Genomic DNA, 17,626 nt, shown 5'->3' with positions numbered 1-17,626 from the left:
CTGGACGATGCCCGATGAACGCACAGCTCTCCGCCCTGCAGCAACAGGCCCAGCAACTCTCCGAATCCGTGACCCGGCCCATTCCCGGCTCGCGCAAGATCCACGTGCCCGGTTCGCGTCCGGATCTGCAGGTGCCGATGCGCGAGATCGCGCTGACCCGCACGCCGACGCTGTTCGGAGGCGAAGAGAATGCACCGGTCACGGTCTATGACACGTCTGGCCCCTACACCGATCCGGACGTGCGTATTGATCTTTCCGCGGGCCTGCCGGCGCTGCGTCGCGGTTGGGTGGAGGAACGCGGCGATACCGAGCAGCTCGACGGCCTGAGTTCGTCGTTCGGCCGCGGCCGCGAGCAGGATCCCAAGCTCGATGCCGTGCGGTTCCCTGCGCGCAGCCTGCCGCGCCGTGCACGGGCAGGTGCGAACGTCACCCAGATGCACTACGCGCGCCGCGGCATCATCACGCCGGAAATGGAATTCGTCGCCATCCGTGAGAACCAGCGGCTGGAAGCGATCCGCGATGCCGGCCTGCTGCAGCAGCACCCGGGCGAGGCGTTCGGGGCTTCGATCCAGAAGATCATCACGCCAGAATTCGTGCGCGATGAAATCGCGCGCGGCCGCGCGGTGCTGCCCAACAACATCAACCATCCGGAAAGCGAGCCGATGATCATCGGCCGCAACTTCCTGACCAAGATCAACGCCAACATCGGCAACAGCGCCGTGTCCTCGGGCATTGCCGAGGAAGTGGAAAAACTGGTGTGGGCGATCCGCTGGGGCGGCGACACGGTGATGGACCTGTCCACCGGCAAGCACATCCATGAGACCCGCGAGTGGATCATCCGCAACTCGCCGGTGGCGATCGGTACCGTGCCGATCTACCAGGCGCTGGAGAAGGTTGATGGCCGTGCCGAAGCGCTCACCTGGGAGATCTTCCGCGACACGCTGATCGAGCAGGCCGAGCAGGGCGTGGACTACTTCACCATCCATGCCGGCGTGCTGCTGCGCTATGTGCCGCTCACTGCCAAGCGCGTGACCGGCATCGTCAGCCGGGGCGGCTCGATCATGGCCAAGTGGTGCCTGGCGCACCATGAGGAGAACTTCCTCTACACACACTTCGAAGAGATCTGCGAAATCATGAAGGCCTACGACGTGACCTTCTCGCTGGGCGATGGCCTGCGTCCGGGCTGCATCGCCGATGCCAACGACGCGGCGCAGTTCGGTGAGCTGGAAACGCTGGGTGAGCTGACGAAGATCGCCTGGAAGCATGATGTGCAGACCATGATCGAAGGCCCTGGCCATGTGCCGATGCAGCTGATCAAGGAGAACATGGACAAGCAGCTGCGCGAGTGCGGTGAAGCGCCGTTCTACACGCTGGGCCCGCTGACCACCGATATCGCACCGGGCTACGACCACATCACCAGTGCGATCGGTGCGGCGATGATCGGCTGGTTCGGCACGGCCATGCTCTGCTACGTGACGCCGAAGGAGCACCTGGGCCTGCCCAATCGCCAGGACGTGCGCGACGGCATCATGGCCTATCGCATCGCCGCGCATGCGGCCGACCTTGCCAAGGGCCATCCCGGCGCGCAGGTGCGCGACAACGCACTGAGCAAAGCGCGCTTCGAATTCCGCTGGGAAGACCAGTTCCACCTTGGCCTGGATCCGGAGAAGGCCAAGGAGTTCCATGACGAGACGCTGCCGAAGGATGCGCACAAGCTGGCGCACTTCTGCTCGATGTGCGGCCCGCATTTCTGTTCGATGAAGATCACCCAGGACGTGCGTGACTACGCCGAGGCCGGCATGAAGGAGAAGTCGGAAGAGTTCCGCGCTGCTGGCGCCGAGGTCTACCGCCAGGGTTGATGCGGAAACGGGGGTGCCGGCCGTTGGCCGGCACTACCGCTCATCACGCTGTACCCCGCTATGCTCCGTCCATCGCCCAAGGGAAGGACGCCATGCCCGTTGCCATGACCACGCGTTGGCTGGCCATTGCCCGCCGCCATCCTTCGGCCTGGTTGCTGGGCGCGCAGTTGCTGGCGGTGATGCTGTATCCCGCGCTGGATGACACCGCCGCGGGCCGCGCGGCACTGGGCATGTTCGGCATGGCGGTACTCGGCCTGGCGCTGTGGGTGGTCCAGCGCAGTCCGCTGGGTACGTGGCTGGCGCTGCTGCTGGCCATCCCCTCGGTGGTGTTCTCGCTGGCCGGAGCTCTGCTCGACCGCACGGCACTGCTGACCACCGCGCAGTTGCTGGAGAGCCTGCTGTACTTCTATACGGCTGGCGCCCTGATCGCCTACATGCTCCAGGACCACAAGGTCACCCGGGACGAACTGTTCGCCGCAGGCGCGACCTTCACCCTGCTGGCGTGGGCATTCGCATTCGCATTCGCCGTGTGCCAGCAGTGGTATCCGGGCAGTTTCCAGGGCACCGGCGGGGGCGGGCAGCGCAGTTGGATGGAACTGCTTTATCTCAGCTTCAGCTTGTTGTCTGGAGTCGGCTTGAGTGACGTGGTGCCACTGCATCCACAGGCACGCGCACTGGTCATGCTGGAGCAGTTTTCCGGCGTGATGTACGTGGCTTTGGTGGTTTCGCGACTGGTCGGATTGACCATGCTGCGGCGCATGTGAAAATGAACGCCAGATAAAAATTTCGCGCCCAAGAGGGCGCGAATGGTGTCGCAAATTATGTGAATGCGTCGGCGAGAGAGAGCCTGATGTCGACCACGCGATAGGCGAGGTAACCTGCATAGGCTAGTATTCGCGCGCTCGATTGTTTTTGCGGTATGCGCCGATGCTTTGTGCGGAGTCTGGCTTTTCGCTGTTCCCAGGACGGGGCGGTATCGAAGGCAAACACTGCCCGGGACCTGTCTCAACTGTGTAGCAGAAAATGAACAGCAGCGAAATCCAGCCCCCCGTATCCGATCGGATACGGATAGGAGAGTGCACCGTCACTTTGTCCTCGCGCGAAGTCGAGGTCGTTGGTGCACGCCGCCCGCGCCGGCTGACGCCGAAGGCGCTGGGCGTGCTGCGCGTGCTGCTGCGGCAGCCGGGCCGCGTTGTCACCCGCGACGAGTTGTTCGCCGAGGTGTGGCCGGACACGCTGCCGACCAACGATGTGCTGACCCAGGCCGTCACCCAGCTGCGCAAGGCGTTCAGCAACGACGACGACAACGGCCAGGCCTATATCGAGACCATCGCCAAGACGGGCTATCGGCTTCTGGTGCCGGTACAGGTGCTGGACGATGCGGAGCTATCGGCCTCGGCGGGGTCTGACGACGAAGGCGTGGATGTGCAGCCGGTACCGGCTGCTGCTGTGCCGTCCCTGCGTGCGCAGGAATCGCGCCGCCGCTGGCGCCATGTCCGCCGCCGCGTGCTGCTGGCGCTGGGCGTGTTGATGCTGGCCACGCTGCTGGTCATGACAACGCTGCTGCTGCGCCGCGCTCCGGCCAGCAGTTCACCGGTGGAGGCTGCCGTGGAGAACGGCACGCGGGTGATCGGCAGTCCGCAACGCCCCTATCGGTTGATCACCGCGACCAGTGGCTTTGAAACCTATCCCACGCTGTCGCCAGACGGTTCGCTGGTGGCATATGAGGGCGCCAACGAAGATGGCAACGGTGGCGGTGCGATCAAGGTGCAGACCTCGGGCAATGCGCCGGCGCGCCAGTTGCTGGTGCCGCCGGCCGGTGCCGTCGATCGATTCCCGAACTGGTCGCCGGACGGTCGCGAGATCGCCTTCGCACGGTTTTCCGCCGACGGTGGTTGCCAGGTGCTGATCGCCAGCGCTACCGGTGGCGCACTGCGCCAGGCCACGCGCTGCGATGGCACCGAGCTGCTCAGCTTTGACTGGACGCCCGATGGTCGTGGCCTGGTGTTCGGCAGCATGGTCGGGCGCTATGCCCACCGTGGCATCCGCGTGCTTGACCTGGCCAGCGGCGAATGGCGCGCGCTGGCCTACAGCGTCGACCAGGATGACTTCGATTACGCGCCGCGTTATTCGCCGGACGGGCAATGGCTGGTGTTCGTGCGCAACCCGCAGCTGGGCGATCTGTGGCGGGTGCCGGCCACGGGCGGTACGCCCGAGCAGTTGACCAACGAGGCGGCAGAACTGCGCGGCTGGGCCTGGCTGGACGACGGCCGCACCATTGTGTTCGGCCGCCGCGTCGACAGTGAGGCGCGGCTCTACTACCTGGACGTCGAGCGGCACACGCTGCGCGATGCCGGCCTGGATGATGCGCAGTGGCCGGCCGTGTCGCGACGCGGTGGCATGCTGGCCTTCGTCCACCGGCGCGCGCAGTTCGGCGTGTTCAAGGTGCCGATGCAGGGCAGTGGCGCGCCTGAGCGCCTGTTTGCATCCAGTGGCCGCGATGGACAGCCGATGGCAGCGCCCGATGGCCGCCAGCTGGTCTTCACCTCGGATCGCTCCGGCAGCTTCGCCCTATGGTGGGCCGACATGCAGCGACCGGATTCGCTTCGCCCCATCGAAGGGCTGCGGCCGGAAGCGCGGCAGGCACCAGACTGGTCGGCCGACAGCCGCCAGTTGCTCGTGGTTGGCCGCGATGCGCACGGGCGCACGGTGGTTTACGAGATCGCGCCACGCGATGAACGCCTGCAACCCTTGCCGGTACCGGCCGAACAGCCGCTGCAGGCGCTGTATGGCGCGTCGCCGGAGCAGCTGTTTGTGGTCGAACGCGATGCCGACCAGCGCACCCGGTTGAGCCTGTTCGACCGCAGTACCCAGCCGTGGCGCCGGTTGGCCAGCATTGACGGGGTGTCGCAGGCGCGCTTCGACCGCAGCAGTGGCCGCGTGTTGTTCACCCGCCTTGCCGCCGGTGGCCTGTGGTCGGTCGATGCGGCGTTGTCGTCGGGCAGCGTGCAGCAGATCAGCGATGACCGGCCCAGCCGCTGGCGATACCGGGCCTGGACCGTGGCCGGCAACAGTGGCATCGGCTACCTTGGAACCTCGACGACCTGTGGCACCACGCTCGTGCGCATCCAGCCCGGCCGCGAGGAGCCCGAACGCTGCCTGGACGCCGAGCGGCTCAGCGCGGGCAACGGGCTCAGCGCCAGCACTGACGGACGTGACCTTTTCGTGGCGATGGCGGTCAGCGATGGCGCCGACATCGGCGTGATGCGGTTGCCCGAACGCCCGCCCGCACTGTTCCCGGCGTTCTCCAAGTTGTTGTTGTTCAAGGGAAATGGACCTTCGTGATTTCTTCGTCAGGATCTCGTCGCGAATTCGTGGCGATCTCGTCTGACTTTCCTGACGCGGTGCCGCCTGATTAGGCAAAACGGAGCCCTGTACTAGGCAAATCCGTGGTGCCCCCCATGCGTCAACTCTCGCTGGCCGATCGCGGCCAAACCGTCTCCCTGGACCGGTCGCTCGATGAAGTCGCGCCGACCTGCCTGGGCGTGGCCCGGCTGGGCAGCCTGCAGACCGCCGGCTCCAGCTTCACCGTCTGGATGCAGGTGCGTGGCAGTTCGTGGGTCGAAGCCAAGGAAGGACGCTTCCGCCTGCGCCAGGGCGAGTGGATCGCCTTCGAAAAGGAATCGCGGCCGTTGGTGCAGGCCGGTCGCAACGGGCTGTGCGTCGGCCTGAACCTCAACGTCGAAGCACTTCGCGTGCTGACCGAGATGGCCGACTGCGGCCTGTATGCCGGTCGTGGCCGCATGAACCGCAGTGACGCCCGCGTGGCACTGCGCCTGTGGCGCGATGCGCTGGCCAGCGGCCAGCCGGCCCAGGCCCTGCGCCCGCTGCTGCTGCACCTGGCTGGCCTGCAGCGTGGCCTGGCCGACAACGTGCAGCGCTGCCCGGGCCGCTCGCGCAGCCGCAAGCGCCAGGTGTTCGGCCGCATGCAGCGCGCGCGCCTGTACCTGGAAGGCAACAGCCACCGGGTGGTGCGCATCGGCGAACTGGCCGAGCTGACCAACTTCTCCAGCTGGTACCTCTCCAAGACCTTCCAGAGCCTGTACGAGGAAAGCCCGCAGTCGCTTTCGGCACGATTGCGCCTCGAGCGCGCCGCCGACCTGCTGCGCGACACCGACATGATGGTGGGCGAGGTCGCCGCCGCCAGTGGTTTCGACAACTGCTGCAGCTTCGCGCGTGCGTTCCGTGCCCGCTACGGCCAGTCCGCATCGCGCTTCAGGGAGAACGGCGGCTTGCTCCCGCCACAATCCGCAAAGTCTCCGGTTGGTTCGCGCAAATACAGCGCTGCAACGCAATCGTAACGTGCTGGGGTGTTTTAACACGCTGCTAACACGTACCTTGGAGAGATAGATGAACGTTCGTAATCCCGCAGTGCGGTTCGGCTTGCTGCCGGCCGGCATTGCGCTGGCGCTGGCGCCGGCCTTTGCTTCGGCTCAGGAAGCAAAGGGCACCACCGACCTGGACCGCATTTCGGTCACCGGCTCGCGCATCCGCGGCGCCTCGGTGGAGACCCAGCAGCCGATCCTGACGATGACCCGCGAATCCCTGGAAAAGCAGGGCTTCTCGAGCGTCGCCGACGTGCTGAACAACCTGACCTCGGCCGGCTCCCCGGCCATCTCGCGTTCGGAGTCGCTGGCTTCGGGCGAGAACGTGGGCGGTTACTACGTCGACATCCGCAACCTGGGCGCCGAGCGCACCCTGGTGCTGATGAACGGCAAGCGCCTGGGCGCTTCCACCTCGGGCCTGCAGGACCTGAGCCAGATCCCGATGTCGGCCGTTGAGCGCATCGAGATCCTGAAGGACGGCGCTTCGTCGATCTACGGTTCCGACGCCATCGCCGGCGTGGTCAACGTGATCACCCGCAAGAACTTCGACGGCGGCGAAGCCAACGTCTACGTCGGCCAGTACGGCAAGGGCGACGGCGACACCGAAACCTACTCGATGACCCTCGGTGCCCGCGGCGAGCGCGGCAGCCTGACCCTGTCGGCCGAGTACTCCAAGCAGGACCCGGTGTGGGCCAAGGACCGCTGGTACAGCCGTGACGGCTCGCTGGGTCCGAACTCGACCTCGGCTGACTGGAGCCCGATCAGCCAGAACGGCAGCTGGTGTAACCCGGCGCTGTATGACTGCAGCAAGTCGAGCGCCGTGTGGCAGACCCTGAACCCGGGTGGCAATCCGAAGAACCCGAACGACTACCACGCGATCACCGAAGACGAGTTCGCCAACTCGAACGAGCAGATGACCCTGCTCACCGGTGTGAAGCGCAAGTCGGTCTACATCAACGGCACCTACGACTTCACCGATTCGATCAGCCTGAACACCGACGTGCTCTACAACGAGCGCCAGACGTTCCAGCAGATCGCCGGCTACCCGTACCAGTCCGCTTCGAAGTCGATCAACACCCCGTTGTCGGCCGCCAGCGCCTTCAACCCGGTGGGCCAGGACGTCAGCTTCCGCCGTCGCCTGTGGGAAGTGCCGCGTACCACTGACAGCCAGCTGAAGACCCTGCGCTTCGCTCCGACCCTGACCGGCTTCTTCGAGCTGGGCGGCAAGACCTTCGACTGGGATGTCGGCGCGCTGTGGAACCGCAACGAGTCGATCAAGAGCAACCGTGGTGACATGAGCCTGATCGGTGCACGCCAGGCGCTGGGCCCGTCGTTCATCGATGCCGGTGGCGTTGCCCGCTGCGGTACCGCCGCCAACCCGATCCTGGGCGACTGCCGCCCGTGGAACCCGCTGCTGCCGTACGGCGTTGATGGCCAGGGCTCGCTGGCGAACCAGGAGCTGCAGGACTTCCTGTTCCCGGTCTTCACCACCCGTGGTGTCACCAAGACCACCAGCTTCACCGCCAACCTGTCCGGTTCCATCGTGACCCTGCCGGCCGGTGACCTGGGCTTCGCCCTGGGTGTCGAGCACCGCAAGGAAGAAGGCAGCTACGTGCCGGACGCCTTCGCGCAGTCGGGCCAGTCCACCGGCCTGGGCCAGAAGCCGACCCGCGGCGAATACGATCTGAACGAGGTCTACCTCGAACTGAACGTGCCGCTGCTGGCCGACATGGCCTTCGCCAAGGAACTGACCCTGAACGTTGCCAGCCGTTACTCGGACTACAGCAACTTCGGTGGCACCACCAACAGCAAGTTCGGCCTGACCTGGCGTCCGCTCGACGAGCTGCTGGTCCGCGGCACCTACGCCGAGGGCTTCCGCGCTCCGACCATCAGCGATCTGTACGGTGGCCTGAGCTCGAGCTTCGAGTCGTACATCGATCCGTGCGGCGTGAAGGCTCCGGGCAGCGTTGCCGGCAATGCCGCGTGCTCCGGCGCAGGCGTGCCGGCCAACTACGTGCAGCTGGGCCAGGGTGGCAAGGAATGCTCGACTCTGCCGTGCCAGTCGGGTGACCAGTTCATCTCTGGTGCCAACCCGAACCTGAAGCCGGAAACCTCCAAGAGCACCACCTTCGGTCTGGTGTGGAGCCCGCGTTGGGTGCAGGGCCTGGACCTGTCGCTGGATTGGTACAAGTACGAAATCAGCGACATGATCATCGCTGACAGCGTTGACCGCATCCTGCGTGACTGCTACGTGCTGGGCAATGCCGATCGCTGCTCGAGCGTGACCCGTGCGGCTGACGGCCACGTCAGTGCGATCACCTACGGTACCGCCAACCTCGGCAAGATGAAGACCGAAGGTTACGACCTGGGCGTCAAGTACCGCCTGCCGGAACTGGCCATCGGTCAGTTCAGCATCGACTGGACCACCAGCTACACCTCCAAGTACGACGAGCAGGGCCAGGACAGCGCCGGCAACAACATCATGATCGGCCGCGTCAGCGAGCCGGGCCTGTTCCGCGTCCGTTCGAACCTGGGCGTCAACTGGCAGTACGGCGACTTCGGTGTGAACTACACCGCGCGCTACTACTCCGGCATGAAGGAAAGCTGCATCTCGCTGGACGACGGCTGGTGCGATGCCCCGAACCACATGGCCAACGGCGAGAGCGATCCGCTGCGTCACACTGGCTCCAACACCTTCCACGACCTGCAGGTCAGCTGGAAGGCGCCGTGGGATGCAACCGTCGCCCTGGGCGCGAACAATGTGTTCGACCACAAGGGTTCGCTGCAGTACTCGGCTCCGAACTCGGCGTTCGCCTACTACGGCGGCTTCGACGTGGGTCGCTTCCTGTACATGAAGTACACCCAGCGCTTCTGATCCATCGAAGTGCGGTAGCAACAGGAGGAGGGCGGACCGCAAGGTCCGCCCTCTTTTTTTCTGCGAAGAGTCCGCCAGCAGTGCCTGGCCAGCGGCAAGCCGCCGGTCATCCGCCGGTCGCAGTGCCGTCGTTGCGTGCAGGACGGCCTGCGGGACCCGCAGATGCAGAAAGGGCGCACCTTGCGGGTGCGCCCTCTGCCCTTCGGCAATCGTGCAACGCGCTCAGGCGTCGCTGGGCACCAGCCCCATCAGCGCGTTGGCGTGTTCGCGCCATTGCGGCAGCTTGTTCAGCACGCCTGCGCGCTGCAGGTAGTCCTCGTCCACCGGATCGCCATTGACCAGCGCCAGGGCCACGTGCACCGCGCCGGTCACCCAGAAGCTGCGGGTGTTGGCACGCTGCGGCTGCAGGTGGAATGCCACCGCTTCGATGATCGGCATCGGCAGGCCCCACAGGCCCAGCAGGTAGGCGCCGGCCTCGGCATGGCCGGGGCGGGTGTCACCGGCCAGCGAAGGCTCGCTGCGCTCGTTGCGCACGCCCGGCAGCAGCAGGCCGATGTCGGCCAGCAGCGCGGCGGTCGCCCCCAGTTCGGCACTGGATTCGGGCAGCAGGCGTGCCGCCAGCCGCGAAGCGAGCAGCGCACGCTGCTGCAGCGAGTTGCGCTCGGCGGCCGACAGCGTCGGTGCGGAGAACACTTCGCTGGCCAGCACCAGGTCGCGCAGCGTCGCCAGGCCCAGCCGGGTCACTGCGGTGCGCAGGTCGGCAATGGTGCGGCCCTGGCTGAAGAACGCGGAGTTCGACAGTTGCAGCACCTTGGCCGCGATCGCCGGATCGGCGGCGACCAGCTTGGCTACATCGGCGCTGTCGGCATCGTCGTCATGCTCCAGGGCCTGGGTCAGGCTCAGGTACAGGTGCGGCGGCGAGGGCAGCTTCTCGATACGGCCGATGGCATCGCGCAGGCGCGGGCTGTCCAGCACTTCGCGCAGTTCTTCCAGGCTGGTCAGCGCCTCCAGCAGCACTTCCGGCGCCAGCGGCAGCGGCAGGAAGCGGTGGGCAACACCGATCAGGCGCGCCGGCGGTGGCCGGTTGCCATGCTGCGCATCGACCAGCGCGATGCGGATGGTCTCCGGGCGCAAGGTCCGGATCTGGCCCAGCAGCGTGGTGGCATTGAGATCGGGCAACTGCGGGCAGACGATCACCGCGTCCACGCCCTGCGTGGCCACCGCGGTCATCGCGGCCTGGCCATCGGTGGCGGTCAACGGCTGCCAGTCTTCCCCAAGATCGGCAATGAATTCGGTCAGCTCGGCCGGCAGGCTGGCTGCATCCCCAACAAGCAGAATACGCACGACACATTCCCCTGGCTGTCTCGACGATGGATGTCGATGACGTGTGAAGTGACGCAATTTACCTAATACGGCAGCAAGAGTGATGTGCCGTCGTCATGAAACGTGACCCGCATCGCTCCGGCAGGGTACCGCCGGAGCGATCCGGTTCAGGCTCAGGCTCAGGCCTTGCTGTCGAGATGGCGCTGGTGCGCCTCGACCAGGATCTGCTTGGCCTCAGCGGCGCCGCCCCAACCGTCCAGCTTGACCCACTTGCCCTTCTCCAGGTCCTTGTAGTGCTCGAAGAAGTGGCCGATGCGCTCCAGCCAGTGGCTCGAGACCTGGGCGATGTCTTCGACGTGCGCATAGCCGCTGAAGATCTTCGAGACCGGCACGGCCAGGATCTTCTCGTCGCTGCCTGCCTCATCGCTCATCTTCAGCACGCCGACCGGACGGCAGCGCACGACCGAGCCCGGCACCAGCGGCAGCGGCAGAACCACCAGCACGTCGGCCGGATCGCCATCGCCACACAGGGTGCTCGGCACGTAGCCGTAGTTGCACGGGTAGCGCATCGGGGTGGACAGGATGCGGTCGACGAAGATCGCGCCGGTTTCCTTGTCCACTTCGTACTTCACCGGCTCCGAGTCCTTCGGGATCTCGATGATGACGTTGATTTCTTCCGGCGGGTTCTTGCCGGGCGAGACGAGTTCCAGACCCATGGTGTGCTCCAGGTGGGGGATATAGACGGACAGCTCACCATTTTATGCCTTTGCCGGGCGCTGTGCAGGGGGAGGGCGCCGACCCGCCCGCGCGGCAAGGCCTGACGGGGCACTACGGCCTGGGCTGATGGGGCCGGGGGGCGTGCTGGCGCAGGCTGGATGCCCATTCCCAAGGAGTCCTGCCATGTCCTGGTATGCCCGATGCATCGGGGCCGTGCTGTTGCTGGTATCCCTGCCTGTCCTCGCCCGCGGCCTGCACGTGGACCTGATCGATTACCCCGCGCCCGAGGCCAACTGGGAACGCGCCTATGGGTTGGAGGCCGCCCTCGTGCGTGAATTCGACAGGCTCTGCGGCGATACCTGGTGCGAGGGGGAGTACAGCAACTACCGGGTGATGGAGTTCCGCTGCGCGGTGCTGGCGCAGCGCGGGACGGTGCAGCGATGCGTGTGGGTGGTGGCGGCCAGCGAGCTGGTCGTGCAGGCCGACACGGGTGAAGTGCAGGTCGACAATGGTCGTTGGGCCTGTCCGGTGGAGCTGCAGCCGGGTGTGCCCGTAGAAGCCTTCCATGCTTCGCTGGAAGCGCCCGATGGTCTGACGGCCGCTCTGCCCGGCCTCGACGATGGCCTGTTCGACGCACTGCCTGACTGCATCCGGAAGACTGGGAGGGTGGGCTGATGCGCATCTTCCCCGCCCGATGGCTGGCCTGTGGGCTGCTGATGGCAGCGGGCGCCCAGGCAGCGCCGCCCTATGTGGATGCCCGTGACCATCCCGATCCGGCGGCCGGCCGCGAGCGCTTCCTTGCCGCTGAGCGCCTTTTGGTGCGCGGCTTCGACGATATCTGCGGCGACACCTTCTGCGAAGGGCAGTACTACAACCTCCGGTCCATGCGCCTGCGCTGTTCGGTGCATCGAACCACCGGCGTGGTGGGTAGCTGCATCTGGACCTTCGCTGGAAGCTATACCCAGGTGCAACAGACCGGGCAGATCAACGTCGACCATGGGAGCTATGCCTGCGTGCTCCCGATTGCACCGGGAACCCGTCTGGCCGAGCTGCTGGCTGTGTGGGATGCAGCAACCGGGTACGACGCCCTGCATGCGACGCTGCCTGGCACCCGGACCCATGTCTATGACGGGTTGACCGACTGCCTATGACCCTGCGGATGATGCGAACGTGACTGATTCGCATTAACGGAGTAGCATGCGCGGCGCCTCCCGTCTGTCGTCCCGGCTCCGCGCATGTCCTCCAATGCCGTCTCCCTCACCGAACTGCTGATCCGCGAGCGGCCAGCGCTGCTGCGCCGGGTGCAACGCATCCTGGGGGGCGACAACGGCGCCGAGGACGTGATCCAGGCGGTGTGGTTCAAGGCCCGTGGGGTCGATGACAGCCAGGCGATCGACAATCCGCGCGCCTACCTGTACCGGCTGGCCGCCAACCTGGCCACCGACCACGGCCGCGAGTCGACCCGACGCAACCGCCTGCTGGCCGATCACTACCTGTGGGGGCCGGATGAGGCGATTTCGACCGAGGAACAGGCGATGGCGCAGGACGAGCTGCAGCGGGTACTCGACGCGGCCGGCCATCTGCCGGAGCCGACCCGCACCATCTTCCGTCTCAATCGACTGCAGGGCCTGACCCAGGCCGAGATCGCGCGTCGCCTTGGGGTATCGGTGACCACGGTGGAGAATCACGTACGCGCCGCGCTGCAACGCCTGGCCTGGGCGCGCAGCGGTCGATGATCGCGCCAGCTTGGGGCTGGCCTTCGCGCAAACGTCTTGATCACTGGACCGTGGATGCGGTCTAGTTCCCCCGCCCGCGCTTGAATGCGCCTGCCCGCCAGCCGATGAGCCCGCCAAACACACTGCCCGCCGCCAATGACGACGCCCTGGCCGAACAGGCCCGGGGCTGGATCGCGTGGCTGGCCTCGGGGGACATCGGCGAGGGGCGCATGCGCGAGTTCGAGTGCTGGCTGGCACAGCCGGGGCACCGTCGGGCCTTCGAGCAGGAGCGCGCGCTGTGGCGCAGTGTGGGGCCGCGCCCGCAAGCCACGCCGGTCGAGCGCCGTCGGCCGCGGCGGCTGCGCTGGGCGATGGCCGCCGCGGCGGCACTGGCGGTGCTGGTGGCGTGGCCCGAGGCCTGGTTGCGCCTGCAGGCCGACCATCGCAGTACGCATTTCGTGCAGAGCGTGCGACTGCCCGATGGTAGTCGCGCCGTGCTGGATGCGGACAGCGCGATTGCCGTGCGCTTCGATGCGAACGCGCGCGAGGTCGAGTTGCTGCGAGGTCGTGCCTGGTTCGAGGTCACTGCGGACGCACAGCGGCGCTTCAGCGTGCGCGCCGGCAATGGCGTGGTAGAGGACATCTCGACCGCGTTCACCGTTGCGCGGGGCGATGGCCGGGTGGAAGCCCAGGTCGGGCAGGGCAGGGTACGTGTGGCCAACCCGGTTGACGGTGGCTGGACCTACCTGCAACAGGGCCAGCGCGCGGCCTATGGTGAGCACAGCGGTGTAACGCGACTGGCGGACCTGGCGGCCGACAGCGTCGGCGCCTGGCGCCAGGGCGAGCTGCTGCTGGAACAGGCCCGCGTCGCCGATGCGGTACAGAGGGTGGGCCGCTATCGCGCTGGCCCGACCTTCGTGCGTGGTGATCTGTCGCAGCTGCCGGCGGTCAGTGCAGCATTGCGCATCGACCGCCCGGAACAGGCACTGGATGCGCTGGCTGCGACGGCCGGATTGCAGGTGACCCGGCTGCCGCTCGGCGTGGCCATCGTCCATCGGTAGATCGACGCCATTCCCCCTGTGCCGACCAACGGTCGGCACCCACCACTGCAACCGGCCGACCAACGGTCGGCACCCACCACTGCAACCGGCCGACCAACGGTCGGCACCCACCACTGCAACCGGCCGACCAACGGTGGGCACCCACCACTGCAACCGGCCGACCAACGGCCGGCACCTGCCGCGACCGCAATTGCCCTTGGGGTTGCCACGCTTTCATCCGTCTTACTCCGCGAACGTACCCGCCGCCGCCACGTACGTCGCCGTGTCCGCCCGTGTTGCGGATGACGCCGCGTCCGCGGCACCGATTACCTGACAGGTTCCCCCATGTTCGACTCCCATCGTCCGGGCCGCGTGCTGCGCCCGTCCCGCCTGTGCATCGCGTTGCTCGCGGCCGGTCTGGCCAGTGCCGCGCCGCCCGTGCTGGCGCAGAGCGCCAGCGGCGACCACGCTGCCGTGCAGCGCTTCGACATCCCGGCGCAACCGCTGGATGACGCGCTGCGCAGCTACATGCGCCAGTCCGGCGTACAGGTGGTGTACCCCGCGTCACTGGCGCGTGGCGTAACCTCGCGCGCGGTCAGCGGCAGCCTGTCGGCCAACGAGGCGTTGCAGCATCTGCTGCAGGGTAGTGGCCTGGCGGTGCGCCGGGTCAGCGCCGATGCAGTCTCGCTGGAGGCGGCAACGCCGGTGCAGGCCGACAGCGGTGTGATCGTCACCGACACGCTGAGCGTGGCCGGCGACCGCGTCGACAGCGGTGCGACCAGTGATGAAGCGCGCCTGCTTGACAGCTACCGCAGCGTGGGCTCAACCACCACGCTCAACCGCACGCACCTGGAGCGTTTCCGCGGTACCTCCAACGGCGACATCGTCAAGGGCGTGGCCGGTGTCACCGCTGGTGATCCGCGCGTGGGCAACGGCTTCGACGTCAACATCCGTGGCATCCAGGGCCAGGGCCGCGTGCCGGTGATCATCGACGGTGGCCAGTCCAGCATGGACACCTACCGAGGCTACGCTGGCCAGTCACAGCGTACTTACCTCGACCCGGATCTGATCTCCAGCCTGACCATCACCAAGGGCCCGAGCCTGCAGGCGAACGCCTCCGGCGGCATCGGTGGCGTGGTCGAAATGGAAACTCTGAAGATCGGTGACGTGCTGCGCGAGGGCCGCGACTTCGGCGTGCGCGTGCGCGGTGGCCTGGCCAACGGCAGCGCCAACAACCTGCCGTCCTACAGTGCCGCGCCGCGTACTGATCGCAGTGCTACAGGCAGCCAGTTCTTCAACGTCGCCGCCGCGGGGCACTGGGACCGCTTCGATCTGGTCGCTGCCTACGCCTACCGCGACAACGGCAACCACTTCTCCGGCAAGCATGGCTACGACGATTTCCCGCAGACCCGGCGCACGCTGGCGCCGCTGAATCCGCCGCGTACCGAGGTGTTCAATACCTCGTCGCGCTCGAAATCGGCACTGCTCAAGGGCACCTGGCGCATCGACGACGCGCAGACCCTGGAGGCCGGCTACCGCCGTTATGAAGGCACCGCTGGCGAGATCATGGCCTCGCAGATCATCCGCGTGGATCGTGACCGCATTCCGCAATGGGATCCGGGCCATGTCGACATGGACAGCTACAGCCTGCGCTACCGCTTCAACCCGGACAGCGAGCTGGTCGACCTGCGCGTCAATGCCGCCTACACCGACACCGACAGCGTGATGTACAACAGCCTGACCGGCATCACGCCGTGGTACTTCGATCGCCGCACCGAGTGGTATGACGCGCCCAGCTTCAGCGGCGACCCCGGCTACAAGGATGCCTACCGCAATCCGCTGCGACAGAAACGCTTCGGCCTGGACGCCAGCAACACCTCGACGTTCGACACTCGTGCCGGCGCGTTCACCCTCGACTACGGCCTGTCCTACAGCGACGAAGACATCGCCCCGGGCAGCTCGGCACCGATCATGCACGACGATCTGGTCAACAACCGCTTCCTGCGCAACGCCGAGCGCAAGGAATACAGTGCCGTGGCCTCGCTGAAGTGGCAGCCCGACGAGCACTGGGAGCTGCTGGCCGGTGGCCGCTGGAACCGCGTGGATGTGCATGACCGCAACCGCCTGGCCACGCCGGACGCCTACGAGGTGCAGGGCCAGTACCGCTACACCGAACTGCTCAACGGCAACCCGGCACTGCCCTCGTGGCGCGCCAAGCGCATCGCGCTGTTGAACTGGTACCCGGATGCCAACGGCAACTTCACCCAGGAATCGCTGCTGGCTTCACCGTACAAGAAGGGCACGGTGGGCGACATCGGTGGTTGGAACTTCTACGACGCCGGCAAGGCGCAGGACCTGGAGGTGCCGGTCAGCTGGAGCTGGTCGCAGCCGATCCGGCGCCGCGACAGCGCGTTCTCGCCAACCGCCAGCGTGGCCTACCGCTTCAACGAAGACACCATGATCTACGTGAAGTACGCCGAAGGCACCAAGCTGCCGAGCCTGTTCGAGACCACGCTGGGCCTGTTCACCGCCGCCAAACCGGTCGGCGAACTGAAGCCGGAGCGTGCGCGCAGCTGGGAGATCGGTGCCAGCACCATCCGCTATGACCTGTTCACCGCCGGCGATCGCCTGGCGCTGAAGCTGGCGTACTTCGATACCCGCATCGACGACTTGATCACCCGTGACTACCGCACGTTGTCGGCCGGACTGATCCGCAACGTCGACCAGTTCAAGGTCTCGGGCATGGAGTTCCAGTCCAGCTATGACAGCGGCAAAGTGTTTGCCGATCTGTCCGCGCACTATTACTTCAAGGCCAAGACCTGCGCGCCGGACATCGCCGCCGAGCGACGCGCGTACGGTGCGCAGCGCAGGAATGACGAGCTGGCCAACACGCCCAACTGCGTGGACGGCGGCTTCGAGGGCTCGTACACCAACACGCAGAACCCGCCACGCTACATGGTCAACCTGACCCTGGGCTCGCGCCTGTTCGACGAGCGCCTGACCTTCGGCACCCGCGTGGTCCACAACGCCGGTCCGATCAGCAAGCTGGACAAGGACTGGAACGTGGGCCTGTCGGCGATCCAGCAGCTGTACCGGCCGACCACCCTGGTCGACCTGTTCGCCAGCTGGAGCTTCAACGACCAGCTGTCGGTGGAAGCGGGCGTGGACAACCTGACCGACCGTTACTACCTGGACCCGCTTGCCCTGGGCGTGATGCCGGCCCCGGGCCGTACCGCGCGGCTGGCGTTGACCTGGAAGTACTGATCGTCGGGGTCCGATCCCGTTCCCTGGGGAAAGGGCTCTGACCCCTGCGGGAGACAACGGTAGCGCCGGACCATGCCCGGCGCCTTCCTCCAGGCAGTTACAGCCCGGTCGCCGCCTTCACCGCATCTTCGTGCAGCGACTCGTTCAGCTCATCCACCACCGTGGTCCATGCCGCATCGGCCTGCAGTGATTCGGACAGGAACTGGCGCTGGGCATCGTTCCAGTACGGTGCTTCGACCACTTCCACGTCGGTGGCCAGCTGGTGTTCGCGGATGAAGCGGGCGATGCCCTCAGCGCTGGCATCCAGGCCCAGCTGCAGGAACAGGTTGGTCATGCGCGGTTCGGTGGTGATCATCGTCGGTTCCTGCGGGAAGAAGGGATGCGCCATTATCGGTGCACATGGCCTTGGGGAAAGCCCCGTGGCGAACGTCTACAGCAGGACGAACCC

General features: G+C 66.5%; 13 protein-coding genes. 10 read left to right on the top strand and 3 right to left on the bottom strand.

Annotated elements, in window-relative coordinates:
• The first annotated feature begins 14 nt into the window (after window positions 1-14).
• The 5 genes from thiC (at window position 15) to ACYKG1_RS17615 (ending at window position 9,119) form a co-directional block, all read left to right on the top strand.
• A complete protein-coding gene (gene thiC, locus ACYKG1_RS17635) occupies window positions 15-1,859 on the top strand; it encodes a phosphomethylpyrimidine synthase ThiC (protein ID WP_262083719.1) in 1,845 nt (614 codons plus the stop codon).
• A 92-nt stretch (window positions 1,860-1,951) separates the two neighbouring features.
• Window positions 1,952-2,623, top strand: coding sequence for an ion channel (locus ACYKG1_RS17630; protein WP_100473843.1), 672 nt, complete (start codon window positions 1,952-1,954; stop codon window positions 2,621-2,623).
• Window positions 2,624-2,882: 259 nt separating this feature from the next.
• Window positions 2,883-5,204, top strand: a complete 2,322-nt coding sequence (locus tag ACYKG1_RS17625; protein WP_478471021.1) for a winged helix-turn-helix domain-containing protein — start codon at window positions 2,883-2,885, stop codon at window positions 5,202-5,204.
• A gap of 116 nt (window positions 5,205-5,320) precedes the next feature.
• Entirely contained in the window at window positions 5,321-6,220 is a 900-nt protein-coding gene (locus ACYKG1_RS17620; RefSeq protein WP_478471020.1) for a helix-turn-helix transcriptional regulator, read from the top strand.
• A gap of 49 nt (window positions 6,221-6,269) precedes the next feature.
• Window positions 6,270-9,119: a TonB-dependent receptor gene (locus tag ACYKG1_RS17615; RefSeq protein ID WP_100473841.1), complete on the top strand. Its 2,850-nt coding sequence runs from the start codon at window positions 6,270-6,272 to the stop codon at window positions 9,117-9,119.
• Between the two features lie 222 nt (window positions 9,120-9,341).
• Here the strand turns inward: ACYKG1_RS17615 and ACYKG1_RS17610 are convergent, their stop codons facing one another.
• Together ACYKG1_RS17610 and ppa are read right to left on the bottom strand one after the other, a co-directional pair.
• The gene (locus tag ACYKG1_RS17610; RefSeq protein WP_014038392.1) at window positions 9,342-10,463 is read right to left on the bottom strand and encodes an HDOD domain-containing protein; all 1,122 of its coding nucleotides are present in this window, start codon (window positions 10,461-10,463) and stop codon (window positions 9,342-9,344) included.
• Window positions 10,464-10,621: 158 nt separating this feature from the next.
• Entirely contained in the window at window positions 10,622-11,158 is a 537-nt protein-coding gene (gene ppa / locus ACYKG1_RS17605; protein ID WP_057497596.1) for an inorganic diphosphatase, read from the bottom strand.
• A 184-nt stretch (window positions 11,159-11,342) separates the two neighbouring features.
• On the opposite strand from ppa, the gene ACYKG1_RS17600 reads away from it, so the two are divergent.
• The 5 genes from ACYKG1_RS17600 to ACYKG1_RS17580 all read left to right on the top strand — a co-directional run bounded on the left by ACYKG1_RS17600 (window position 11,343) and on the right by ACYKG1_RS17580 (window position 17,178).
• Complete coding sequence (locus ACYKG1_RS17600) at window positions 11,343-11,834, top strand: hypothetical protein (protein WP_478471019.1); 492 nt, start codon at window positions 11,343-11,345, stop codon at window positions 11,832-11,834.
• Window positions 11,834-12,310 (top strand): hypothetical protein, encoded by a 477-nt coding sequence (locus tag ACYKG1_RS17595; protein WP_262083722.1) that lies wholly within the window; start codon window positions 11,834-11,836, stop codon window positions 12,308-12,310. Before ACYKG1_RS17600 ends, ACYKG1_RS17595 begins: the two co-directional genes overlap by 1 nt.
• 84 nt (window positions 12,311-12,394) lie before the next feature.
• Window positions 12,395-12,895: an RNA polymerase sigma factor gene (locus ACYKG1_RS17590; RefSeq protein WP_100473838.1), complete on the top strand. Its 501-nt coding sequence runs from the start codon at window positions 12,395-12,397 to the stop codon at window positions 12,893-12,895.
• 104 nt (window positions 12,896-12,999) lie between these two features.
• Complete coding sequence (locus ACYKG1_RS17585; protein WP_478471018.1) at window positions 13,000-13,935, top strand: FecR family protein; 936 nt, start codon at window positions 13,000-13,002, stop codon at window positions 13,933-13,935.
• Between the two features lie 324 nt (window positions 13,936-14,259).
• Window positions 14,260-17,178 carry a TonB-dependent receptor gene (locus ACYKG1_RS17580; protein WP_478471017.1) on the top strand — a complete coding sequence of 973 codons (2,919 nt, stop codon included), beginning with the start codon at window positions 14,260-14,262 and terminating at the stop codon, window positions 17,176-17,178.
• Window positions 17,179-17,275: 97 nt separating this feature from the next.
• Here the strand turns inward: ACYKG1_RS17580 and ACYKG1_RS17575 are convergent, their stop codons facing one another.
• Window positions 17,276-17,533: a DUF2789 domain-containing protein gene (locus ACYKG1_RS17575; protein WP_006390068.1), complete on the bottom strand. Its 258-nt coding sequence runs from the start codon at window positions 17,531-17,533 to the stop codon at window positions 17,276-17,278.
• Between the last annotated feature and the right edge of the window lie 93 nt (window positions 17,534-17,626).

Source organism: Stenotrophomonas sp. 85239_Sma (assembly GCF_056481725.1).
Note: the sequence above shows the minus strand (reverse complement) of the source record. Positions and strands in the feature narration are given on the sequence as shown.